Genomic DNA, 19,288 nt, shown 5'->3' with positions numbered 1-19,288 from the left:
CCGGCGAAGTCGCCGAGCGGGCTCATGACATGGAAAACCTTGCTCATCAACCACTGCCAGCCCGAGAGCTTGGGCAAACCGCCGCCGCGCGGCCCGTGGGTGAGGAAGATCTCCCCGGCGACCTGCGGTGGCAGGAGAGCTTCGAAAAGGTCGGGGAAATCACTCGAAAACGAAGGCGGAGCGGGAATCGGTGCGGACTGCATCCGCCCAATGAAAACATCTCTTAGGAAAGTACCAGTGCAACCTGCATCATCCGCCCATCTCGATCTAACAGGTCCTTAAAGGCATTGGCATGAATTCCGTGCTCCCCAGTCGGCCATCCGATGGCGCGGGCCGGTTTACTTCGAATCAGCCGATGACACCGCGAGCAACAGCTTGTCGCGCAGGGTCCAGAAATTCAGCTCCGGATTCACGCCATTGGCCATCAAGCAGAAGGTCAATTCGCGGCCATCCGCCATCGTGATGAAGCCGACATCCGTCTTCACGCCGGACATCGCACCGAGCTTCGAACGAACGCGGCCATCAAGGTAAGCAGTCAGGCTTTGCCGAAACCGCTCGCCCTGCGGCCCCCGCCGCGCAAGATGGTTCACCTTCGCGAGATCAAGCGGCCGGATCATATTCGCGCGGGCGAGACCGCTGCCATCAATCAGGCGCAAGCCCTTGAATTCCACGCCACGGCTTTCCCAGTGTCGGCGGATGGCATAGGCGGCGGCAGGGTCAGCATCTTTCTGGCGACCGATTGTTAGAAAAAGGCATTGGGCTTCGAGATTGTCGCTAACCTTGTGGAGGTGGTCGATGATCTCCGGCAGGGGCTTGGAGTCATGAAAGGCCAGCGGCGCGATGCCGGATCGCATCGGGATCTTCCGCCCGAGGAACTTCACTCCCGCGGCAGCAAGCTTCGCTTGAAAAAGCTCTTCCACCTTTGCCGGAGGATCGGGCAGCGCACCATTCACCGCGAAATTGCTTTCCCCCAGCGGTACAGAGCCACGCAACGTAATCGCCCGGCCAAATGGGCTGGAGTAGATGACTACCCGGTCGCCGGTGCCATCCGGGCCGGTAACGACCTCGTTGTTCCAACGCGTGTCCTTCGTGGTGATCTCCGGGTTCAGCAAAGTCGCCGCCTGCCCTTCGGCGGCGGCTGGTTGAAAACGAAGCGTGATGCGATTGTGATCGAGATTGATGCCATACGCTCCCGCACCATAGGCATTCCCAATGTCCCCCCAATTCCAGTGGTCGTTGACGGGCGGTTCGTGAAAATCCGCACCATCGATCTCAAGCTTGCCGTTCACTTGCTTCAAGCCGGCCTTGATCACGGCATCCGCAAGGGCTTCGAGGTTAGCTGAAGAGAACGTAGGGTCACCGGTGCTGCTGAGCCTCAGATCACCATCGAGCACCCCTGCCGGAGTGATTTCGACATCCGATACCACCATCGTGGTGAAGCGGAAGTCGGGACCTAACAGCTCCAGCGCGGCTGCGGTGGTCACCGTCTTCAGCGCCGAAGCCGGGCACAGGGCGTTCGACGCGAGCGGCGAGGCGAATTCGGTGCCGCCGTCCTCATCCAGCAGGCAGAAGCCGATGGATGCTCCTGCCAGCGAAGGATCGGCAGCCCAATCGCGATAGATCTCCTCAAGGAGGGAACGGACGCCATCGCCCGGCTGCGTCACTCCCGGCGAAGCCGCGACCGAAGTCGGGGACGGCCCGGCCGAGCCTCGAAGCTCGACCTCCAGCGGAACCAGCCGGCCCGCATTGTCCAACAGGAGCCACGCCGCAACGGCCCAACCAGTTACCGCGAAGATTCCGCCGATGACAGCGGCCGCTTTCACGCCCCCAGATTCTTGATCGTCTGGAAGATGGCCGTGATCATCAGGTAGGCCATCGTGCCGATCAGGCTGGCCATGATGATGAGGATGGTCGGCATGATCAGCGCCATGATCCGGGAAAGACTCTTGTCGAGTTCCTTGTCGTAGCGCTCGGCGGCACGGCGCAACGCCATGTCGAGTTTGCCGGTCTGTTCACCGACCGAGACCATGTCGATCAGCAGCGGCGGGAAAGCACCAGTGCGAATGAGCGCCTTCGAAAACGCCCGGCCGTCGCCGACCTGGTCGATGACCGTATTCAGCTCATTGCGCAGGGAGAGGTTCTGGGTAGCGTCGCGCGACAACTCCAAGGCGCGCAGGAGTGGCAGGCCGTTGCCGGCGAGGTTGGCCATCGTTTCCAGGAACTGGACGTAGAAGCGGCTCGTGACCACTGGCCCCATCAGCGGAGCGCGCAGCTTGAAGCGGTGCCAAGCCATCGTGTTGGCCGGATTATCCTTCCACGCCTTGAAGAACAGCCCCCCGGCGGCGAGCACGATGAGGATGATGTACCAGTAAGACTTGAGGAAATCCGAGCCGGTCACCATGAACTTGATCGGACCCGGCAGCTTGCCGCCCGGCGTGCTCTCGATCAGCGTGGTGAGCTGGGGAATGAGAGTGGTGACGAAAACGATCGACACCCCGATGCCCGCGAGGATCAGGAAGGCCGGATAGATCATCGCGAGGATGAGCCGGCTCTGCAGTTCGGCGAGGGTCTTCAGGTAATGGGCCTGGCGCCGGAGAATTTCGTCCAGCGCGCCGGAAGCCTCACCGGCCGCAGCCAGCGAGCAATAGAGCGGGCCGAAGCTCGGGCTCACCCGCTTGATCGCGGTGGAGAAATTCATGCCATCGCGCACGAGTTGCCGCACGCGGCTGGCGACGTCCTTCAAGCCGCCGAGTTCCTGGCGGCCCTCCATTGACTTGAGCGCCGGCTCGAGCTGCAGGCCCGCGGCGAGCATGTCGGAGAGCTCTTCGGTGAACATGATCACCTCGGCCCGCTTGAGCTTGAGCGGTCCTTCCGGAGCCTTTTCCTCGGTACTCTTCGCCGGGGCCTTCAGGGTCGGCTTGGCAGAGGGCGAGGACTTGGGAGCCGGTGCCGCTTTCGCGGCGGGCGCGGCTTCCTTGGCCTTCTTCTTGGCCGTGGCCGCGGCAGAGGCGCTTTCCTTCAGGCTCACCGGCTGGAGGCCGCGCTTGTCGAGCACGCGCAAGGCTTCCGGGCGATCCGCAGCATCCACCTCCCCGGTCTGGACACCGCCGGAGGAACTGAGGGCTTTATAGGCGAAAAGGGGCACGCTGGGATCGGGATTTGAAATTTGAAAATCGAATTTGAAATCGGGATTTCAGATCACTCGGTGGCGATGTCGGTGGAGGTAACGGAGATGACCTCCTCGATGGTCGTGAGGCCCTGCATCACCTTGATCCAGCCGTAGCCGCGCATCGGGACGAAGCCTTCCTTGATCGATTGCGCGCGGATGTCCGGCGCACTGGCCCCGTGGGCCACCATGTCCTGCATGGCTTGGCTGAGCACCACCACTTCGTAGATCGCGAGACGGCCTTGGAAACCGGTATTGCGGCAGCGGTCGCAGCCCTTGGCCACGTAGGGCTGACCATCGAGGTTCATCGGGATGCCGAGGTCGCGGCGATCGTCCAGGCTCAGCTCGCGCGGCACCTTGCAGTGCGGGCAGAGGCGGCGGACGAGGCGCTGGGCGAGGAAGGCGCGGACGGCGGCGGAAACCAGGAATGGCTCCACGCCCATGTCGATCAGACGGCTGATGCCGCCGAGCGCGTCATTGGTGTGAAGCGTGGAGAACACCAAGTGACCGGTCAACGAGGCGCGGATGGCGATTTCCGCGGTCTCAAGGTCACGAATTTCCCCGATCATCACCACGTTCGGGTCGGCACGCAGGATCGAGCGGAGACCGGCGGCGAAGGTCAGGCCGATGTCCGACTTCACCGCGATCTGCATCACCCCGGAGAGCTTGTTTTCCACCGGGTCCTCGATCGTAACGATGCGGCGGTCCGGGTGGTTGATCTCGCTGAGGAAGGAGTAAAGGCTGGTCGACTTACCCGAACCGGTCGGGCCGGTGATCAGGATGATGCCGTTGGAAATGTTCAGCAGGTTCTCGATCTTCGAGCGGACATGGTGCTCCATGCCCAGCTTCTCCAAGTTGAACTTCTCCTGGTTGAGGAGACGGAGTGCGACGCTCTCGCCCTCGACCGTCGGCACGGTGGCGACGCGGACGTCGATGGTGCGGCCTTCGAACTGGAGGTTGATACGTCCGTCCTGCGGCAGGCGGCGCTCGGCGATGTCGAGGCGCGACATGATCTTCAGACGGGCGATCACCGAGCTTTGCAGCGCCTTGATGTTTTCCGGCACCGTCACCGCCAGCAGCTTGCCGTCGATGCGGTAGCGGATGCGCAGGTTGTCGGCCAGTGGCTCGACGTGAATGTCAGTCGCGCGCTGCTCCAGCGCTTCACGGATGATCTGGTTGACAAATTTGACGACGCTAGCCTCCTCGTCCTCATCGGCGTCGATGACGTTTGCCTCGTCGTGGCTTTCGAGATTGTCGTAGTCGAGGTCGCGACCTTCCAGGATCTGCTCGAAGGTATCGGCACCCACCCCGTAAAGGCGGCGGAGGGACTCGTGGATGCGACGGCGGGAAGCCATGCACCACTCGACCGGCATCTCGATTTCCTGGGCGACGGCCTGCCGGGCGACCAGATTGAAAGGATCGAAGGTGGCCAGCTTCAGGCGCCTGTCCTCCCCTTCCCCGAGCATTTCGACGGGCAAAAGCCGGTGGCGAAGGGCAACCCGGGGGCCGCAGGCTTCGCGGAGCGGCAGCGGGGTTTCCGGATACTGGATGTTTTCCAGCCACTCCATGCCCAGCTCGGCGGCCAATTCCCGCATGTACGGCTCTTCATCGACCACGCCTGCATCCAGCACGTCATCAATGGGCGAGCGCTGGCGGACGCTCGCGCCCTCCAACACTTCCTCAAGCTTTCCCAAATCCGGGCATCCGCTACGGCGGGCGGGGTCGATCAACAATTCGGTCATGCGGCTAGCGGTCTTGTCCCGTAAAACCGCCGGAGGTGCAACTTTGTCTCTGGAAAATACATCCGGTTGCGTCAGCAGGCCCGGACGGTGCCTCCCGAGCTTGCCGCCACGGACCCCTCTCCTTAGAACCGCGCCGTGCCGACAATCCACCCGACCGCCCAGATTTCGCCCGATGCGGAGCTCGCTGGCGACGTCAGTGTGGGCCCCTTCACCGTGATCGAAGGGCCCGTGAAACTGGCTGCCGGGGTGAAAATCGGCGGCCACGCCTGGATTTCCGGCCGCACTAGCATCGGCGAAGGGACCAGCGTCGGCTGGGGAGCCGTGGTTGGGGCGGATCCGCAGGACCTCTCCTTCGACCCCGAGACGGATTCGGGGGTGGAGATCGGGCCGCGCAACACGCTGCGCGAGTATGTGACGATCCACCGCGGCTCGAAGTCCGGCGCCCGCACCGTCATTGGCGAGGGCAACCTCCTGATGACCGGTGCCCACCTGGCCCACGATGTCCGGCTGGGCGACGGCAACATCCTCGCGAACAGCGTCCTGCTGGCGGGGCATGTCCATGTCGGAAACCGCGCCTTCCTCGGCGGTGGCGCGGGTTTTCATCAATTCATCCGGGTCGGCGATCTCGCCATGGTCCAAGGTCTGACCGCGGTCAGCCAAGATGTACCACCGTTTTGCACGGCCTACGGAATCAATCAGCTCGCAGGCCTGAATACCGTGGGCCTGCGCCGGGCCGGCTTCAGCGCCGATGAAAGAGCAGCGGTAAAACGCGCATACAAACTTTTGTTTCAATCGGGACTGAGCCGCGAAATCGCCTTGAAGGAAGCATTTGCGCTGGAATGGCCCGAGCCCGCCGCTCGCTTCTTGGCCGCCATCGCAACTCCCTCGAAAAAGGGCGTGATGAGTCCCTAGAACTGAATCGCTTCGAGATCAATCCAACGATCAATTGGATGGAATGCACCGTAGAAGCACCTTCAAGACTTCCGTAGAAAATGGATTATCCTCTTCTCATTCAACGGATGTTTATCCTCACCCACCAGCGCCCTCTGGGTGCTTGAAGCGTAGGGAAACCCTTTCGGCCTGGTAGTCTTTCACATCAACGAACGATCGATTCAATCGACTGATTGATCAACAGAAGCTGCCACTCAGCCGGAGCTGCCGTTCTGATCTTCATCGTCTTCCCCCTCGCCGTCGCCGCCATCGCTAATGGTCTCCGCCTCGATCTCCCGCTGGACCTTGGGCGGCAAGAACGGCCGCACCACCAAGCCATAGAGCAAGTAGGCGCTGAACAGGACCGCCGGCATCACGTAGTGAAAACGGACGGTGATGATCAGCACCAGCGCCGCCCCCACGATCACCAATGGCGTGCCGCGGGTTCGCCAGCCGACTTTCTTGAAGCTGGGGTAGCGCACGTTGCTGACCATCAGAACCGACAGCCCCAACATCGCGCCCGCCAGGACGTATTTCCAAGCACCCAGATTCCGGTCGGTATCGTTGAAATAGATGACCAGGTAGGTCAGCGAGGAAATGAAGCCGGCAGCCATCGGGATGGGCAGGCCACGGAAATCCGTGCTCGTGCTCTTCCGCTGCGGTAGCGCTGCCAGGCAATTGAAACGCGCCAGCCGGATCGCTCCGCATAGCACGTAAATGCAGGCCAAGCCCCAGCCGACCCCTTCTAGATTGAGGTGCTTGAGGTCCTCATCGAGCGGGAACAAGACCGCCTTGGCCATCAGGATGGACGGGGCCATGCCGAAGGAAATGACGTCGGCCAGCGAATCGAATTCCCGCCCGAACGGCGACTCCTGGCCTCCGAAGCGGGCCAGACGACCGTCGAGCAGGTCGAAAATGCACGAGGCGAAGATCAGCAGGATCGCACGCTCGTAGTAGGGGCGCGCGGACTCGAAAACGTAGCCCTCGGGCGTGGTGGCGAGGAAGATCCCTTTGAAAATTGTGAGCACCGCAAAGAAGCCACAGGCGAGATTGCCGGCGGTCATCAGGTTCGGCAGCAGGTAGATGCGCGGCTCGTCGGGCTCGATAGGACGGAACATGAGGCCGCAAGGTGGCCCAAAACCATGCTTCGAAACAGTGGAAAATCCCCGGGTGCCAGTTAGGGTCCGCGGCGTGGACCCCGCGACGATCACCGCCGACACCCCGATGGGGGAAATCATGAGCGCCCTGCCCGGTGCTCGCCGCGCCTTGTTTTCACGCTATCACCTCGGCGGCTGCCAAAGCTGCGGCTTCGCCGACACGGAGACGCTGGCCGAACTCTGCGCCCGTGCCGGGGAGCTGGACGTCACGGAAGTGCGGGAGCACCTGTTGGAGAGCCACGCCCACGACGAGTCGATGATGATTTCCCCGGCGGAACTCAAAGCCGAATTGGACTCCCCCTCCCCGCCGCTGCTCCTCGACTGCCGGACCCGCGAGGAACACGAGGCCGTCGCCATCCCCGGCGCGGTCTTTCTCACCCAAGAACTCCAGCAGCAGCTCTTCGGCGGCGACCCACAGCGGCGGATCATCCTCCACGATCACGCTGGCAAGCACGTGCTCGACACCTGTTCCTGGTTCCTCGGCCACGGCATGAAGAACACCTTCGCCCTCCGCGGCGGCATCGATGCCTGGAGCCAAGAGATCGATCCGAAGCTGCCGAGATACCGGCTGGAGGTGGATTAGGCAGACCCGCCATTTTCTCGCATGAGCAGCATCAAGAACCCCCTTGAGAAGAAGCGGATCGCCTATCTGCACGATCACTGCTACCGCGGCTGCCCGAGCAACAAAGGCTGGCGCAAATCGAAGCCGCTGAAAAAAGCAAAGGCGCGACGCGCGTTTCGAAAGAAGGCCAACGATCTGGCGCGGGTCTGTTTGTCGGAAGACGCTGCACCCAGTGCATCCATCCGAAAGCAAAACGGAACCCGGCAAGCGAAGGTCTTCGACTGGGGCCCGGTCGCGCTCGCCAAGTTCGTGGCGTGGAAGAAATCGAAGCGCGAGGAAATGATCGGAGCTCGGAAGAAGCGGATGGCGAAGCGCTTGGCAGGTCGTGTAACCTGATCTCCATTCTGGAGATGGATAGCGTCAGAGGCCAATGGGAGCGCGGAATTTATTCCGCCCGACCCGTCCTGCGAACCAACCTTCGAAGAGGAGTAAAATCCGCGCTCCCAGTGGGGCTCTCGGTGACGCTGGCTGCGACGCTCGCAAACAAAACGGGCCCGGCATTGCCGGGCCCGCTCGTTTGAGTGAATCGCGTTTCAGCCGTCAGGCAAACACTTCCGCCACCGGCACGCCCTTGTCGGCGAACTTGAACGGTCGGCCCGAGGGCGACATGACGGTGAGGTCGTGCGGCAGACCGAGGGCGCTGGCGATGGTCGCGTTGAAGTCCTGGACGGCCACCGGCTTGTCCTTGACCCGCTCGCCCTTGGCATCGCTCTCGCCATACTTGAAGCCACCTTTCACACCGCCACCGGCCAGCAGGCAGGTGAATGCGGCCGGGTGGTGATCGCGGCCGTTCTGGTGCTCGGTCTTGATGGTCGGCGTGCGGCCGAACTCGGTGGCCACAACGACCAGCGTGTCCTTGAGCAGGCCCTTCTTTTCGAGGTCGTTGAGCAGGCCGGCGTAGGCTTGGTCGAACTCCTTGCAGCGGCCTTCCACGGCGGCGAAATTATCGAAGTGAGTGTCCCAGCCACCGAGTTGGACTTCCACGAAGCGAACGCCGTGCTCGACCAGGCGACGGGCCAGCATGCAGCCCTGCGCGAAGCGACCTTCGCCATACATCGAGCGAACGGAAGCGGACTCGTCGTTGATGTTGAAGGCCTTCAAATCCTTGCTGTTCATCAGCTTGATCGCTTCCAGATAGAGTTCCTCGTAAGCCTTCACGTCGGCGTTCTGATACTTGCCGTGGAACTGCTTGTTGAGGCGGTCGGCGAGTGACAAGCGGCTTTCAAAGTCCTTCTTGGAAACGTCGCCCGGCTTTTTGGAATCCTGCAGGCCCTCATTCGGGCTGCCGATCGGGGCGGCGGCGTATTTCGCGCCGAAGAAGCCGCCGCCGGAATACTCCTGCGACGAGTCGATCGCCACGTAGCCCGGGATCTCCGGATTGTGGCGGCCGCCCAGTTTCATGACCCAAGCACCGAGCGACGGGTGCTTCACCGTGCCACGCATGTCGTAGCTGGTGTGCATGATGTAGGTGCCCTGCTCGTGCGCTCCCTGGCGGGAGGTCATCGAGTTGATCACGCAGACCTTGTCCATGACCTCGGCGGTCTTGGGCAGATTCTTGCCGACGAAAATGTCGGTGGCCTTGGTCGGGATCGCTTCAGTCGGCCCCATCACTTCCTTCTTCTTCGGCTTGGGGTCGAAGGTATCCAGGTGGCTCATGCCCCCGGACATGTAGAGGTAGATCACACTCTTGGCCTTCGCCTTCACGGCTTCCTTCGCGGCGGCAGGAGCTGCGGTGGCAGCGCCGTTGAAGAAGGGCATCAGCTGCACCCCGAGGTACATCTTCGCGGCGTTCGTGATGAACCGACGGCGGGTCGGCTCGTCAAAGCGGTTGAAATCACTGGCGTTCATGGTTTTTCCAAGGGTGGGGTTTTATTGCAAGAAGAGGAACTCGGAGGACATCACGAGTGCGGAAACGATGTTGCGGAAGCCGTTTTGGCCGGAGTTCTTCACCTCCTCGAGCATCCAGCCCATTTCCTCGCCGCTCGGCGGCCGGTTGAGAATGGTGATGTAAAGGCGGCGGATCTTCTCCTCGTCGCTGCCCGCTCCTTCGAGGCTCTTGTAGAGGTGGGCACCGGAGTTGTTGACCAGTTGCTCCTGCACGTAGCCGTTCATGAGCGAGAGCACCTGGCCTACGTTCGGATCACGGCTGGCACCTTCCACAACGATGCGATCGGACTGGCCGAAGAGGTATAGCAGGTGATTCCGCGGCGCGGGGCTCGGCAGTTCGGAAGCGCGGACATGGGACTTGCTGTCGTAGCGCTGGATCTTGGCCATGCCCATCATGCTATCACCGCCACCACCGCCGCCATCTTTCTTCACTTCTTCCAGCAGCTTGTCGAAATAGGAGCGCACGGCGGCTTCCGACTCCAGGGCCAGAACTTCTTTCGAGACCTGCACCATGTTCTTCTTCCCGACCAGCACTGGCTTGCGGTTGAGATAGATGCGGTCGTCGAGCCCGCGGCGCGGCTTCTTGTCTGGATCGCCGGCAGCCAGCGTGATCAGCGAGTCCCAGAGCTGCTCCGCAGACAGGCGGGAAAGCTGGCGGCCATGGAAGTCGTCGCCGGTGACCACCTTCGACGGCTCAGGGTTCGGGACGAACTGGAAGGTCTTCGTGTTAAGCAGAACCTTCTGGAAGGCTTGCAGGTCGTAGTTGAGCTCGACCATCAGCGAGATCAGCGTGTTCATCAGCTCCGGATGGTGGAGCTCCTTGGTCGGCTTGTATTCGTCGACCGGCTCATAGACCCCGCGGCCCATGACGCGCTTCCACATGCGGTTGGCAGCGACGGACGCGAACTGCTCCCCGGTCTTGGTGGTGACCCAGTCGGCCAGTTCCTTGCGACCGCCGCCCTTGTCGTTCTTTTCCGAAATGCGGACACCTTTGCCAAAGGGGGTCTTGGCTCCGATCAACTGGCCCGGCTCGCCGTCGCGATACTGGTAGTCCTCGGGCAACTTGATCTTGCCCTCGCCGCTGCCGCCAAGGCTGAGCCCGTAAACCCGGTCCCACATGACCTGCGCCACCTCATAATCCACCGAGCGACGCTTCTCGCCGTCATTGATCTCGTCCCACAGGCCGCGCATCAGGTTCTGGCGCATCCCGCCCTGGCCTTCGGTGAAGGCGGCCAGCTCGTAGAAATCGTGGCGCTCGGTTTCGCCGAAGGGATCGTCGTGGCACTGGGCACACTCCATCCGGGAGCCGAGGAAAACGCGCATTGAGTTCGCCAGATTGTCCAGCGGCATGCCGCGGTCGCGGGTGTAGTAGCCGACGGCCGCCGTCTTGGGATCCCAGCCGTCCCCATTCGCGGAAAGCAGCGAGTGACTAAACTCGTCCCACCGCATGTTACTCTCCATCGCGGTGCGCACCCAGTGGCGGTAGGGCTCGAAGCTGCCATTGAAGCCGGGCTTGTCGTCGGTCACGCGCAACAGGTCGAAGACCCAATTGCTCATGTGGCTGGAGTAGCCGGGCGACTGCACGAGGTAGTCGATGAGCTGGACGCGCTTGTTCGCCTCGTCGATCTCCAGGAAAAAGCGGGCCTCTTCCGCGGTCGGAATCCGGCCGATTGCGACCAGGAAGGCCCGGCGCAGGAATGTGGCATCATCCGTCACCGCCGGCACCGGCAGCTTCTCCTTGCGATACCAGGAGGCGACATTGGCATCGATCGACCGTGAGGCCTTGGCGATGAAAGCGGGATCGTTCGCGGGGGACGGCTTTTCCGCCGCGTGGGCAGAAGGCAGAACCACCAGCCAGCAGGCGAGGAAGCCAAAGGTGCGGGGTTTCATGGGTTTCGAGGTTTTGGTAAAACTAGGCGTTCAACTCGACGCCGTCAATCCGCCGCCAAGGCATGAGGATTGGGGGATCGCCCGCCTACGAAGCGAAGTGGTGGCTTCTTTCCAGGAAATAAAACGAAGTTGAAACCCAGAACGCAGACAAAGGTTCCTGTCATTATTCCGCAATTTTCGCCGCAGGCCCGCGGCGGCACGAATCATGCCTCGTTTTTCCCTGCCCTGCCCCACGCGATCACGTAGGCGGGGCGGAGTTGTCCCGCCGGATTCATTCCGCTAGCGTCACTTGGCTGTCGCGGTTCGCTGCACGGTGCCCCCCCCAAAAGATGACCACCAGCGCACTTTCCCTGGACCGTCCCCTCGTCGGACCGCTCACCGCGGTGCTCGACCAGCGGGCCACGGCCGAAGCGGAGCGACTGGCCTTCCGTTTTCTGGCGGACGGCGAGGATCAGGAGCATCTACTACACTACGGCGAACTGCTGCGTCAGGCACGCATCCGGGCCGGCAGCTTGGTTGAGGCAGGCGCGACCGGAAAACCGGTGTTGCTGATGGAATCGCCGGGGCTGGATTTCATCGTCGGCCTGTTCGCCTGTTGGTTCGCCGGGGCAATTGCGGTACCCGCCTACCCACCGCGCGGGAATCGCCACCGGCAACGGCTGGAAGCGATTCTGCGGGATTCCGGAGCGACCCTGGCGATCGGCGAATCCCCCGCCAAGCCGATCCCCGGCGTGACCGTCCTGACCATGGAGGACCTCGCCACCGGCAGCCCTTTCGAGCGGGACACGCCGCACGCCGACGGCCCCTGCCTGCTTCAATACACCTCCGGTTCGACCGCCAAACCGAAAGGCGTGGTGCTTCATCACCATCACCTGAGGCACCATCTCGCCGCGCTTGGCAGCACCCTCCGGGGCCTCGGCATCCGCTCGATGCTCAGTTGGCTGCCGCCCTATCACGACATGGGGCTGATCCTGAAGATCCTGTTCTCATTCGACTCCGGGCAGCCGCTGACCTTCTTCTCACCCGATCATTTCGTCCAGCGTCCGGTCCGCTGGCTGCGGGCAATCAGCCGCTACCGCGCCGATTTCAGCGGCGGCCCGAATTTCGCCTTCGACCTCTGCCTGCGCTCGATCCGCGACGAGGAACTCGCCGGCTTGGATCTCTCTTGCTGGAACGCCGCCCCGACCGGAGCCGAGCGGATCCGTATCGACACGCTCCAGCGCTTCACCCGGCGCTTTGCCCCTTACGGCTTCCGGCCGGAAACGTTTCTGCCCGGCTACGGACTGGCCGAAGCCACCCTCACCGTGACGGCCTGCCGCTCCGGCCGGTTCCAGAGAATATCCCATCACCCGGAGGCCGGTCAGCACGTCTCATGCGGACCGGTGGTGGATGGCTCCTCACTGCGCATCGTCGACGCCGTGAGCGGACGCACCCTGCCCGCCGGAGAGATTGGCGAGATCCGGGTGAAGGGAGCCGGCATCGCTGCGGGATACTGGAACCGTCCGGATGAAAGCGCCAAGGTCTTCGGAGCCGACGGGGAACTTCGCACCGGCGACCGGGGATATCTCGAAAACGGGGAACTTCACGTGGTCGGCCGGATCAAGGACCTGATCATCCTCGGTGGCACGAATGTGGCGCCGGAAGATGTCGAGGAAGACTTGGCTGGCAGCTTTCCCCAATTCACGACGGCCGCCGCTTTCGCCGGCGAAACCGCGGCCGGCGAAGGATTGGTGCTCGCGATCGAATCGCAGCGCCTGCCGGAAAAGGAATTGGCAGATCTTGCGGTCGCGATTCGCAAGAGCATCGCCGATTCACTCGAATTACCGATCCACCGCATCGTCTTCGTCCGGGCCGGCACCCTGCCCCGCACCACCAGTGGCAAGCTCCAGCGCTCCGCCGCCCGCGACGCCTTCGGGGCCGGCAAACTCGTCGTGATCTTCGACGAGGCCGCCCATGCCCCGGCTCTCCCTCCGGGTGGCAAGTGGCTCGATGCGGTCCTCGATGCCGTCCGGGAAGTGTCCGGCCGCGACGGCGGGCGCGCGGAAGACGACCTGATCGCCTTCGGACTCAGCTCGATCGAGGCCACCCGCCTGTCCGCCCTCCTGCGGGCCACCACCGGTGTCGAGGTCTCGCTGGCCGACCTTTTCTCAGCGCCTTCCTTTGGGCATCTCGCCGCCACCTTCGAGGGAAAGACCGCCACTCCCCCGCCGGAAATCGCGCCCGGCTCGGGACGTGACAGCGGGTTGCTCACGCATTCGCAGGAGCGCATGGGCTTTCTCCACCAGTTGGAGCCGGAAAGCGCCGCTTATCACGTCTTCGGCGCGCTGGAGCTGGAGGGTCCGCTCGATATCGCCGCGCTCGACCGCGCCTTTGCCGCGCTGGTTGCCCGCCACACCATCTTGCGCAGCCGTCACGCCATGCAGGACGGTCGCATCGTCGTGCGACTCGACGACAGCCCGCCGCTGGCGATCGAGCGCAGCAACGGTCCGCGCGAACCGGCGCTCAAGGCATTCTCCCTGCGTCCGTTCGATCTTGCGAATGACTCGCCGATCCGGGCGCTGCTGGTCGCCTGCGGAAAGAAGCACCACATCCTCGCCCTGTGCGCCCACCACATCGTGGCCGATGGCTGGTCGGTGCGCGTGCTGATACGCGACCTGGCCGCCTACTACGCCACCTTCGCCGGTGGCAAGCAGGCCCCGCCGCCGTTGGCAGGCGCCGACTATCTCGACTACGCCGCTTGGCATCGCCGCTGGATCGAAAGCGGTGCCGCCGACGCCGCGACCTTCTATTGGAAAAGGCGTCTCGCCGGTCACGCCGGCGTCATGGAACTTGCCACCGATTTCTCCCGCCCGGCCAAGCCGTCGTCTCTGGGTGGAGCCGTGGAACGCATCATGCCCACCGGACTCGTCGAGCGGGTCACGGCCTTTGCGAAGGCCCGCCGGGTCACCCCGTTCATGGTGCAACTCGCGGCCTTCCTGCTGCTGCTGCGCCGCCATGGCGGGGACGATGACCCGGTGATCGCGGTGCCGATCGCCAATCGCAACCACGCCGCCGCCGCCGACCTCGTCGGCACGCTGGTCAATACCCTGCCCTTCCGCCTGACGCTCGATCCGTCGGAAACCTTCCTAACCCTGCTGGACCGGGTGCGCGACGCCGCCTTCGAAATGCAGGCCGCCCAGGACGCGCCCTTCGAGCGCATCATCGAGGCCGTCAGACCCGAGCGCGCGCGCGACCGCTCGCCGCTCGCGCAGGTGATGTTCGATCATCAGGAGATCCCGATTGCCGAAGTCTGGCACGGCGGCCTGCGCTGCCGGCCTTACCTCGCCCATCGGGGCGCGGTGCAGTTCGATCTCAGCCTGCTCTACTTCGTCCTCTCCGACCGCCAGCAGGTCGTGCTCGAGTATCGCGACGACCTCTTCAAGGAGGCAACCGCCGCGGCCATGCTCGACCGCTATCTCGCCACGCTGGAAGCCGTCTGCCGCGAGGCCGAGCGGCCGATCTGCGCCATCGATGGGCTGTCGGAACGCGATCTCCTCCACCTGCTTGCAGTGGGCCAAGGAGTCGAGCGCCCCGAGTTCCCGAAGCAAACCGCTCCCGCGCTCATCGCCGGAACCTGCCAACGCCTTGCGGCACGAACCGCCCTCATCTGCGGCGAGGAGTCGCTCGACTACGCCGCGCTCGACTCGCGTTCCTCGGCATTGGCCGCCTCGCTGCAAGCCAAAGGCGTCAAACCCGGTGACCGCATCGCGCTTTTGTTAGAGCGCAACCTGCTGCTGCCGGTTGCCCTGCTCGCCGCGTGGAAATGCGGTGCCGCCTACGTCCCGCTCGACGCCGCCAACCCGCCGGAACGCCTCGCGCTGGTGCTGGAAGATCAGGCACCCCTGCACGTCCTCGTTTCACCGGCTCTCGTCGATCGCCTGCCGCCAACTACGACATCCATCGTACTTGACCCGGAGATGGCCGCAGGTTCCGCCCCGCCCGAACCCGTTTCCACACGGCCGGAGAATACCGCCTACATCCTCTACACGTCCGGCTCGACCGGGAAGCCCAAGGGCGTCGTCGTCTCCCACGGGGCCCTCGCAAATTTCCTGCTCTCGATGCAGGAGGAGCCGGGCTTCGCCGAGGGCCAGCGCCTGCTAGCCGTGACCACCGTGTCCTTCGACATCTCGGCGCTGGAGATCTTCCTGCCACTCATTTCCGGAGGCACGGTGGACCTCATACCAAGCGGCGTTTCGCGCGATCCTGCGGCGCTCCTTTCACGACTGGAGGCGACCAAGCCGGACGTCATGCAAGCGACTCCCGCGACCTGGCGCATGCTGATCGATGCGGGCTGGCAGGGATCACCTGCCACGAAGATCCTCTGCGGCGGCGAGGCGATGGATCTGCCGCTCGCCCGCAAGCTGCTGCCGCTCGGCCGCGAGCTCTGGAATCTCTACGGCCCCACCGAGACCACGGTCTGGTCCACGATCTGGCGGGTGCCGGACAATCCGGCACGCATCCTGATCGGCCACCCGATTGCCAACACCGGCATCCACATCGCCGGCAGCGATGGCTCGCCCTTGCCACCCGGAGTGCCCGGCGAGCTGCTCATTTCCGGCGCGGGTCTGGCCGACGGCTACTGGCAACGCCCCGAGCTTACCGCCGAGCGCTTCGTCCCAACCGCCTCCACAGAGATGCCACGCGTCTACCGCACCGGCGACCTCGCGCGCTGGCTGGGGGATGGCTCGCTCGAATGTCTTGGCCGCTCGGATGGCCAGGTGAAAGTCCGCGGCTTCCGTGTGGAGCTTGGCGAAATCGATGCCGCCCTGCTTTCCCATCTTGGCATCGCCGAGGCCGCCACCGTGCTCACCGATGATCGGCTCATCGCATGGTATCGCCCGACGGTGCCCGGCCTGCAGGCTTCCGAGATCTCCGCTTATCTTCGCGAGCGCCTGCCGGACTACATGGTCCCGGCACCGCTGATTTCCATCGACCGCATGCCGCTCACCGCGAGCGGCAAGATCGACCGCAAGGCGCTGGCCGCGCGACCGCTGCCCGAAACCGAAAAGCCGGCAGCGACGAACGCAAACGACCCGCTGGAGATGGAGCTTTGCCAAATCTGGGCCGACGCGCTCGGGTGCCGCAATGTGGGTCCCCACGATGACTTCTTCGCACTGGGCGGTCACTCGCTCGTCGCCGCCCGCCTCGTCACCGACGCAACGCAACGCACCGGGATCGCGGTCTCGCTCGACTGGCTGTTCGACCGTCCGACGCCCGCCGGCATGGCCGCGCAGATCCGCGAGAAGGCCGCGCCCGACTTGGCCGAGCCGCGTGTGCTCCCCCTGTCCCGCGGGCAAGGCGGCACCCCGCTTTTCTGGTGCCACACGCTGGTCGATGGCGGCATGGGGCTCTTGCCCTATCGTGAGACGGCACGGCTGTTAGGCGACGTCATCGACTCGCACGGGATCGCCGAAGGCACCCATGGCTTTGAAACATTGGCCGCCATGGCGGCCGCGCACGTCGGCAAAATCCGCGCCGTCCAACCGCGTGGACCGTACCGGATCGCCGGCTTTTGCTTCGGCGGAAACCTCGCCGCGGAGATCGCCGCACAGCTCGCGGACGCGGGCGAAGAGATCGAGCTGCTGTGCTTGCTTGAATCCTCACCGCCCCGCGCCACGCGGAGCTACAACCCTTGGTTCCGCCTTGCCACTTGGCGGCGAATCCTCTCGAGGCTCCCCGGCCGCGTGAAGAGCCTGATGATGCGCGATACCGAGGTGGCCCTGCGGCGCTTGAAGATGAAGCAACGCGCCGCCGCCTCCGGCATGAACCGCCTTTCCGGCAAGGACGGCATTCCAGATATCCGCGGCATTCTCGATCTCGACGTGCTCGATCCCGAGTCGCAGGAACGCGCGATGCTTCACTGGGATGCCCTGCACCTCCACGAGCCTCGCTTGCCGCGAGCCAAGCGCATTGTACTAATCCGCGCCGATGACGATGGCTGGCTGCCCCGCGCCCCGACGCTCGGCTGGTCAGCCCCCAGCGAGATCGAAGTCCACACCGTTCCCGGCCGCCACGAGGAATTCCTGCGCCACCGCTCCGCCAAGGAAGTGGCGGACGTGATGAGGCGGGTGCTCTTCAAGTGAACTCGCCCATTGGAAATCGCGAGCTAGAGTTGCAGCCGTTCAACGGGTGGTCGATCCGGTAATCTCGTCCGGAATGTCTTGCAGGGTCAACCAACCCTCGAGATCCCCATCTTGGCGAGCGTTGGCGAAGCGCAAGGGCTTCCCATTCTCCAGGGGATTGACGAGCCTCAGCAATAGCCGTCGACCTCTGGTGCTCTCAGTCAGGGTACAAGAGAACTCCCTTTGGTACTCTCGGCCATCGGGCAGAATGTCAGGCACGTTCCAGTTTGTGGACCGACCCAGCACCCGCTTCATCTTTGTTGCGGGATCAAAGCTGGCAAACTCGGCTGGCCATTCATAATAAAAGGGTGCCACCCCGGCATTTCTGATCTTTAACCTCACGTGGAGATTATTCTTCTCATCCCTGTCGATGGAAGAACCCGCGACATGAAGCTCGTAACCCAGGAGGCGTTGGGCACGGAGGGCGTTCTTGCGTTGGATATCCGTAAGCGAGCCTGCGAAAAGACGTTCGTTCAGCATCCAGCTTGCGTGCGTGGCATTGATGCATTCGGAGAGATCCTCGCTGGCCTTGCTTCCCACGATCACGGGGAGGTTCGGCCAGGCATCGAAGATCGTGGCCTGCAATTCCGGCCGGATCTCGCCTCCGATGGGCTTTTGCTTCCAGATTTCAACCAATCCGTTCTGATGTAGTCGGGGGAAGAATGCCCATTCCGGCCGCAAGGTTTCGTAACCAAAGGAATCGTCATGATACCCGAAACTGGTCTTCAGTCCCGGATTCGTTGTTCCCATTGGATTGCGTAGCAGCACGTGGGTCTTGGCGAACGCTTGCCGGTAGGCGTTCAGCAACCGGTCCCGGCCCTCGGCTCTCATCTCCCATCCCGGGTCGTGGGGATGATTATGCCACTCTCCCCAGAAGCCGTAGAGACCGGCCGTTAGAAAGCCGATCCGTGGATCCCCATCATACTTCTTCCCGAGATGAAGTATGAAACTCTCAAGGGCTCCGATCAGACGGGGGTCGTTCCAGTCCGGCGACTTGCTGGCGGAGTGATGATTTCCCGCATCGGTGTAACCGCGCATTGGCACACCGGCATCGATCAGATACTGGGGCGTACCAATCGGCTTGCCCGGATAGTCGAGGTAAATCCTGAAAACGGAGTGGTTGCCTCTCCCCGCTATCTTTTCAAGCCGCCTCTCAATCGGTTCCCAATCAAACTCCGAGTCTCCTTTCTGAAGATCCCTGAGGGGCAGGTAGAACCACTCCATGCTGTGCGGGAAGGATCGCCGCGTACCGCTTTCAAAGGGAATCATTCCCTTGAGAGGATTTGCTTCGATTCCAGCGATCTCAGGTGCGTGGGCATCGCTTTTCCACGCTCCTCCCTCTCCTGGATCCCCGCGAGCGGATGCAATGAATCCCAAGGAACTCGCCGCCAGCAGCGGAACCACGCATCGCCGCAGCGAAGTCGCCGGAAATGTTTGTGCGAACTGCTGCATGCTGGAAACCGGATGGGGTGCCCGCGCGGTGAAATTAGCCGATGGCTCCCTAGCTTCTCCACATGATGGCGAATGCTTTGACTGGGTCGATGCAGAATCCGGATAATTCGTGCCGAAGTTGATCTGGACCGCAAGGCAAAGCGTTCCGCCTCTGCGACTCGCGGGCTCCACCAGAAGGATGTCCATGGCAGTTTCGTGGATCGCCTACCGTTCGGGAGTCCAACCAGGTGGAATCGATTCCGCGCTCCCAGTGGACCGTGACGATCCGCTAGCAGGCCCTG

12 protein-coding genes are annotated in these 19,288 nt (G+C 63.2%); 4 read left to right on the top strand and 8 right to left on the bottom strand.

Translation table 11 applies throughout. The features are described from left to right. The 4 genes from OKA05_RS15955 to OKA05_RS15940 all read right to left on the bottom strand — a co-directional run. On the bottom strand, nucleotides 1-203 hold a 203-nt coding region (locus tag OKA05_RS15955), incomplete at its 3' end, for a hypothetical protein (RefSeq protein WP_264488165.1). 135 nt (nucleotides 204-338) lie between these two features. Next, nucleotides 339-1,823 (bottom strand): D-alanyl-D-alanine carboxypeptidase/D-alanyl-D-alanine endopeptidase, encoded by a 1,485-nt coding sequence (gene dacB / locus OKA05_RS15950; RefSeq protein WP_264488164.1) that lies wholly within the window; start codon nucleotides 1,821-1,823, stop codon nucleotides 339-341. Next, entirely contained in the window at nucleotides 1,820-3,145 is a 1,326-nt protein-coding gene (locus OKA05_RS15945; RefSeq protein WP_264488163.1) for a type II secretion system F family protein, read from the bottom strand. Before OKA05_RS15945 ends, dacB begins: the two co-directional genes overlap by 4 nt. 53 nt (nucleotides 3,146-3,198) lie before the next feature. After that, on the bottom strand, nucleotides 3,199-4,908 hold the full coding sequence (locus tag OKA05_RS15940; RefSeq protein WP_264488162.1) for a GspE/PulE family protein: 1,710 nt from the start codon (nucleotides 4,906-4,908) through the stop codon (nucleotides 3,199-3,201). A 135-nt stretch (nucleotides 4,909-5,043) separates the two neighbouring features. Here OKA05_RS15940 and lpxA point away from each other — a divergent pair, with 135 nt between their 5' ends. Continuing rightward, entirely contained in the window at nucleotides 5,044-5,820 is a 777-nt protein-coding gene (lpxA, locus tag OKA05_RS15935) for an acyl-ACP--UDP-N-acetylglucosamine O-acyltransferase (RefSeq protein ID WP_264488161.1), read from the top strand. Nucleotides 5,821-6,053: 233 nt separating this feature from the next. On the opposite strand, the gene pssA is transcribed toward lpxA, so the two are convergent. Then, the gene (gene pssA / locus OKA05_RS15930) at nucleotides 6,054-6,956 is read right to left on the bottom strand and encodes a CDP-diacylglycerol--serine O-phosphatidyltransferase (RefSeq protein WP_264488160.1); all 903 of its coding nucleotides are present in this window, start codon (nucleotides 6,954-6,956) and stop codon (nucleotides 6,054-6,056) included. A 73-nt stretch (nucleotides 6,957-7,029) separates the two neighbouring features. On the opposite strand from pssA, the gene OKA05_RS15925 reads away from it, so the two are divergent. Together OKA05_RS15925 and OKA05_RS15920 are read left to right on the top strand one after the other, a co-directional pair. Further along, the gene (locus tag OKA05_RS15925) at nucleotides 7,030-7,578 is read left to right on the top strand and encodes a rhodanese-like domain-containing protein (RefSeq protein ID WP_264488159.1); all 549 of its coding nucleotides are present in this window, start codon (nucleotides 7,030-7,032) and stop codon (nucleotides 7,576-7,578) included. A 21-nt stretch (nucleotides 7,579-7,599) separates the two neighbouring features. Next, nucleotides 7,600-7,953, top strand: a complete 354-nt coding sequence (locus tag OKA05_RS15920) for a hypothetical protein (RefSeq protein ID WP_264488158.1) — start codon at nucleotides 7,600-7,602, stop codon at nucleotides 7,951-7,953. Nucleotides 7,954-8,157: 204 nt separating this feature from the next. Here the strand turns inward: OKA05_RS15920 and OKA05_RS15915 are convergent, their stop codons facing one another. Beyond that, nucleotides 8,158-9,465: a DUF1501 domain-containing protein gene (locus OKA05_RS15915; RefSeq protein WP_264488157.1), complete on the bottom strand. Its 1,308-nt coding sequence runs from the start codon at nucleotides 9,463-9,465 to the stop codon at nucleotides 8,158-8,160. Between the two features lie 21 nt (nucleotides 9,466-9,486). Then, nucleotides 9,487-11,394 (bottom strand): DUF1549 domain-containing protein, encoded by a 1,908-nt coding sequence (locus tag OKA05_RS15910; RefSeq protein WP_264488156.1) that lies wholly within the window; start codon nucleotides 11,392-11,394, stop codon nucleotides 9,487-9,489. Between the two features lie 329 nt (nucleotides 11,395-11,723). Between OKA05_RS15910 and OKA05_RS15905 the strand changes: the two genes are divergently transcribed. Then, on the top strand, nucleotides 11,724-17,516 hold the full coding sequence (locus OKA05_RS15905; protein WP_264488155.1) for a non-ribosomal peptide synthetase: 5,793 nt from the start codon (nucleotides 11,724-11,726) through the stop codon (nucleotides 17,514-17,516). Between the two features lie 39 nt (nucleotides 17,517-17,555). Here the strand turns inward: OKA05_RS15905 and OKA05_RS15900 are convergent, their stop codons facing one another. Next, nucleotides 17,556-19,193, bottom strand: coding sequence for a DUF4832 domain-containing protein (locus OKA05_RS15900; protein WP_264488154.1), 1,638 nt, complete (start codon nucleotides 19,191-19,193; stop codon nucleotides 17,556-17,558). Between the last annotated feature and the right edge of the window lie 95 nt (nucleotides 19,194-19,288).

The sequence above is a fragment of the Luteolibacter arcticus genome (assembly GCF_025950235.1).
GTDB classification, from domain to species: domain Bacteria; phylum Verrucomicrobiota; class Verrucomicrobiia; order Verrucomicrobiales; family Akkermansiaceae; genus Haloferula; species Haloferula arctica.
The sequence above is the reverse complement of the archived record's forward strand: the minus strand, read 5'-3'. Positions and strand labels throughout refer to the sequence as shown.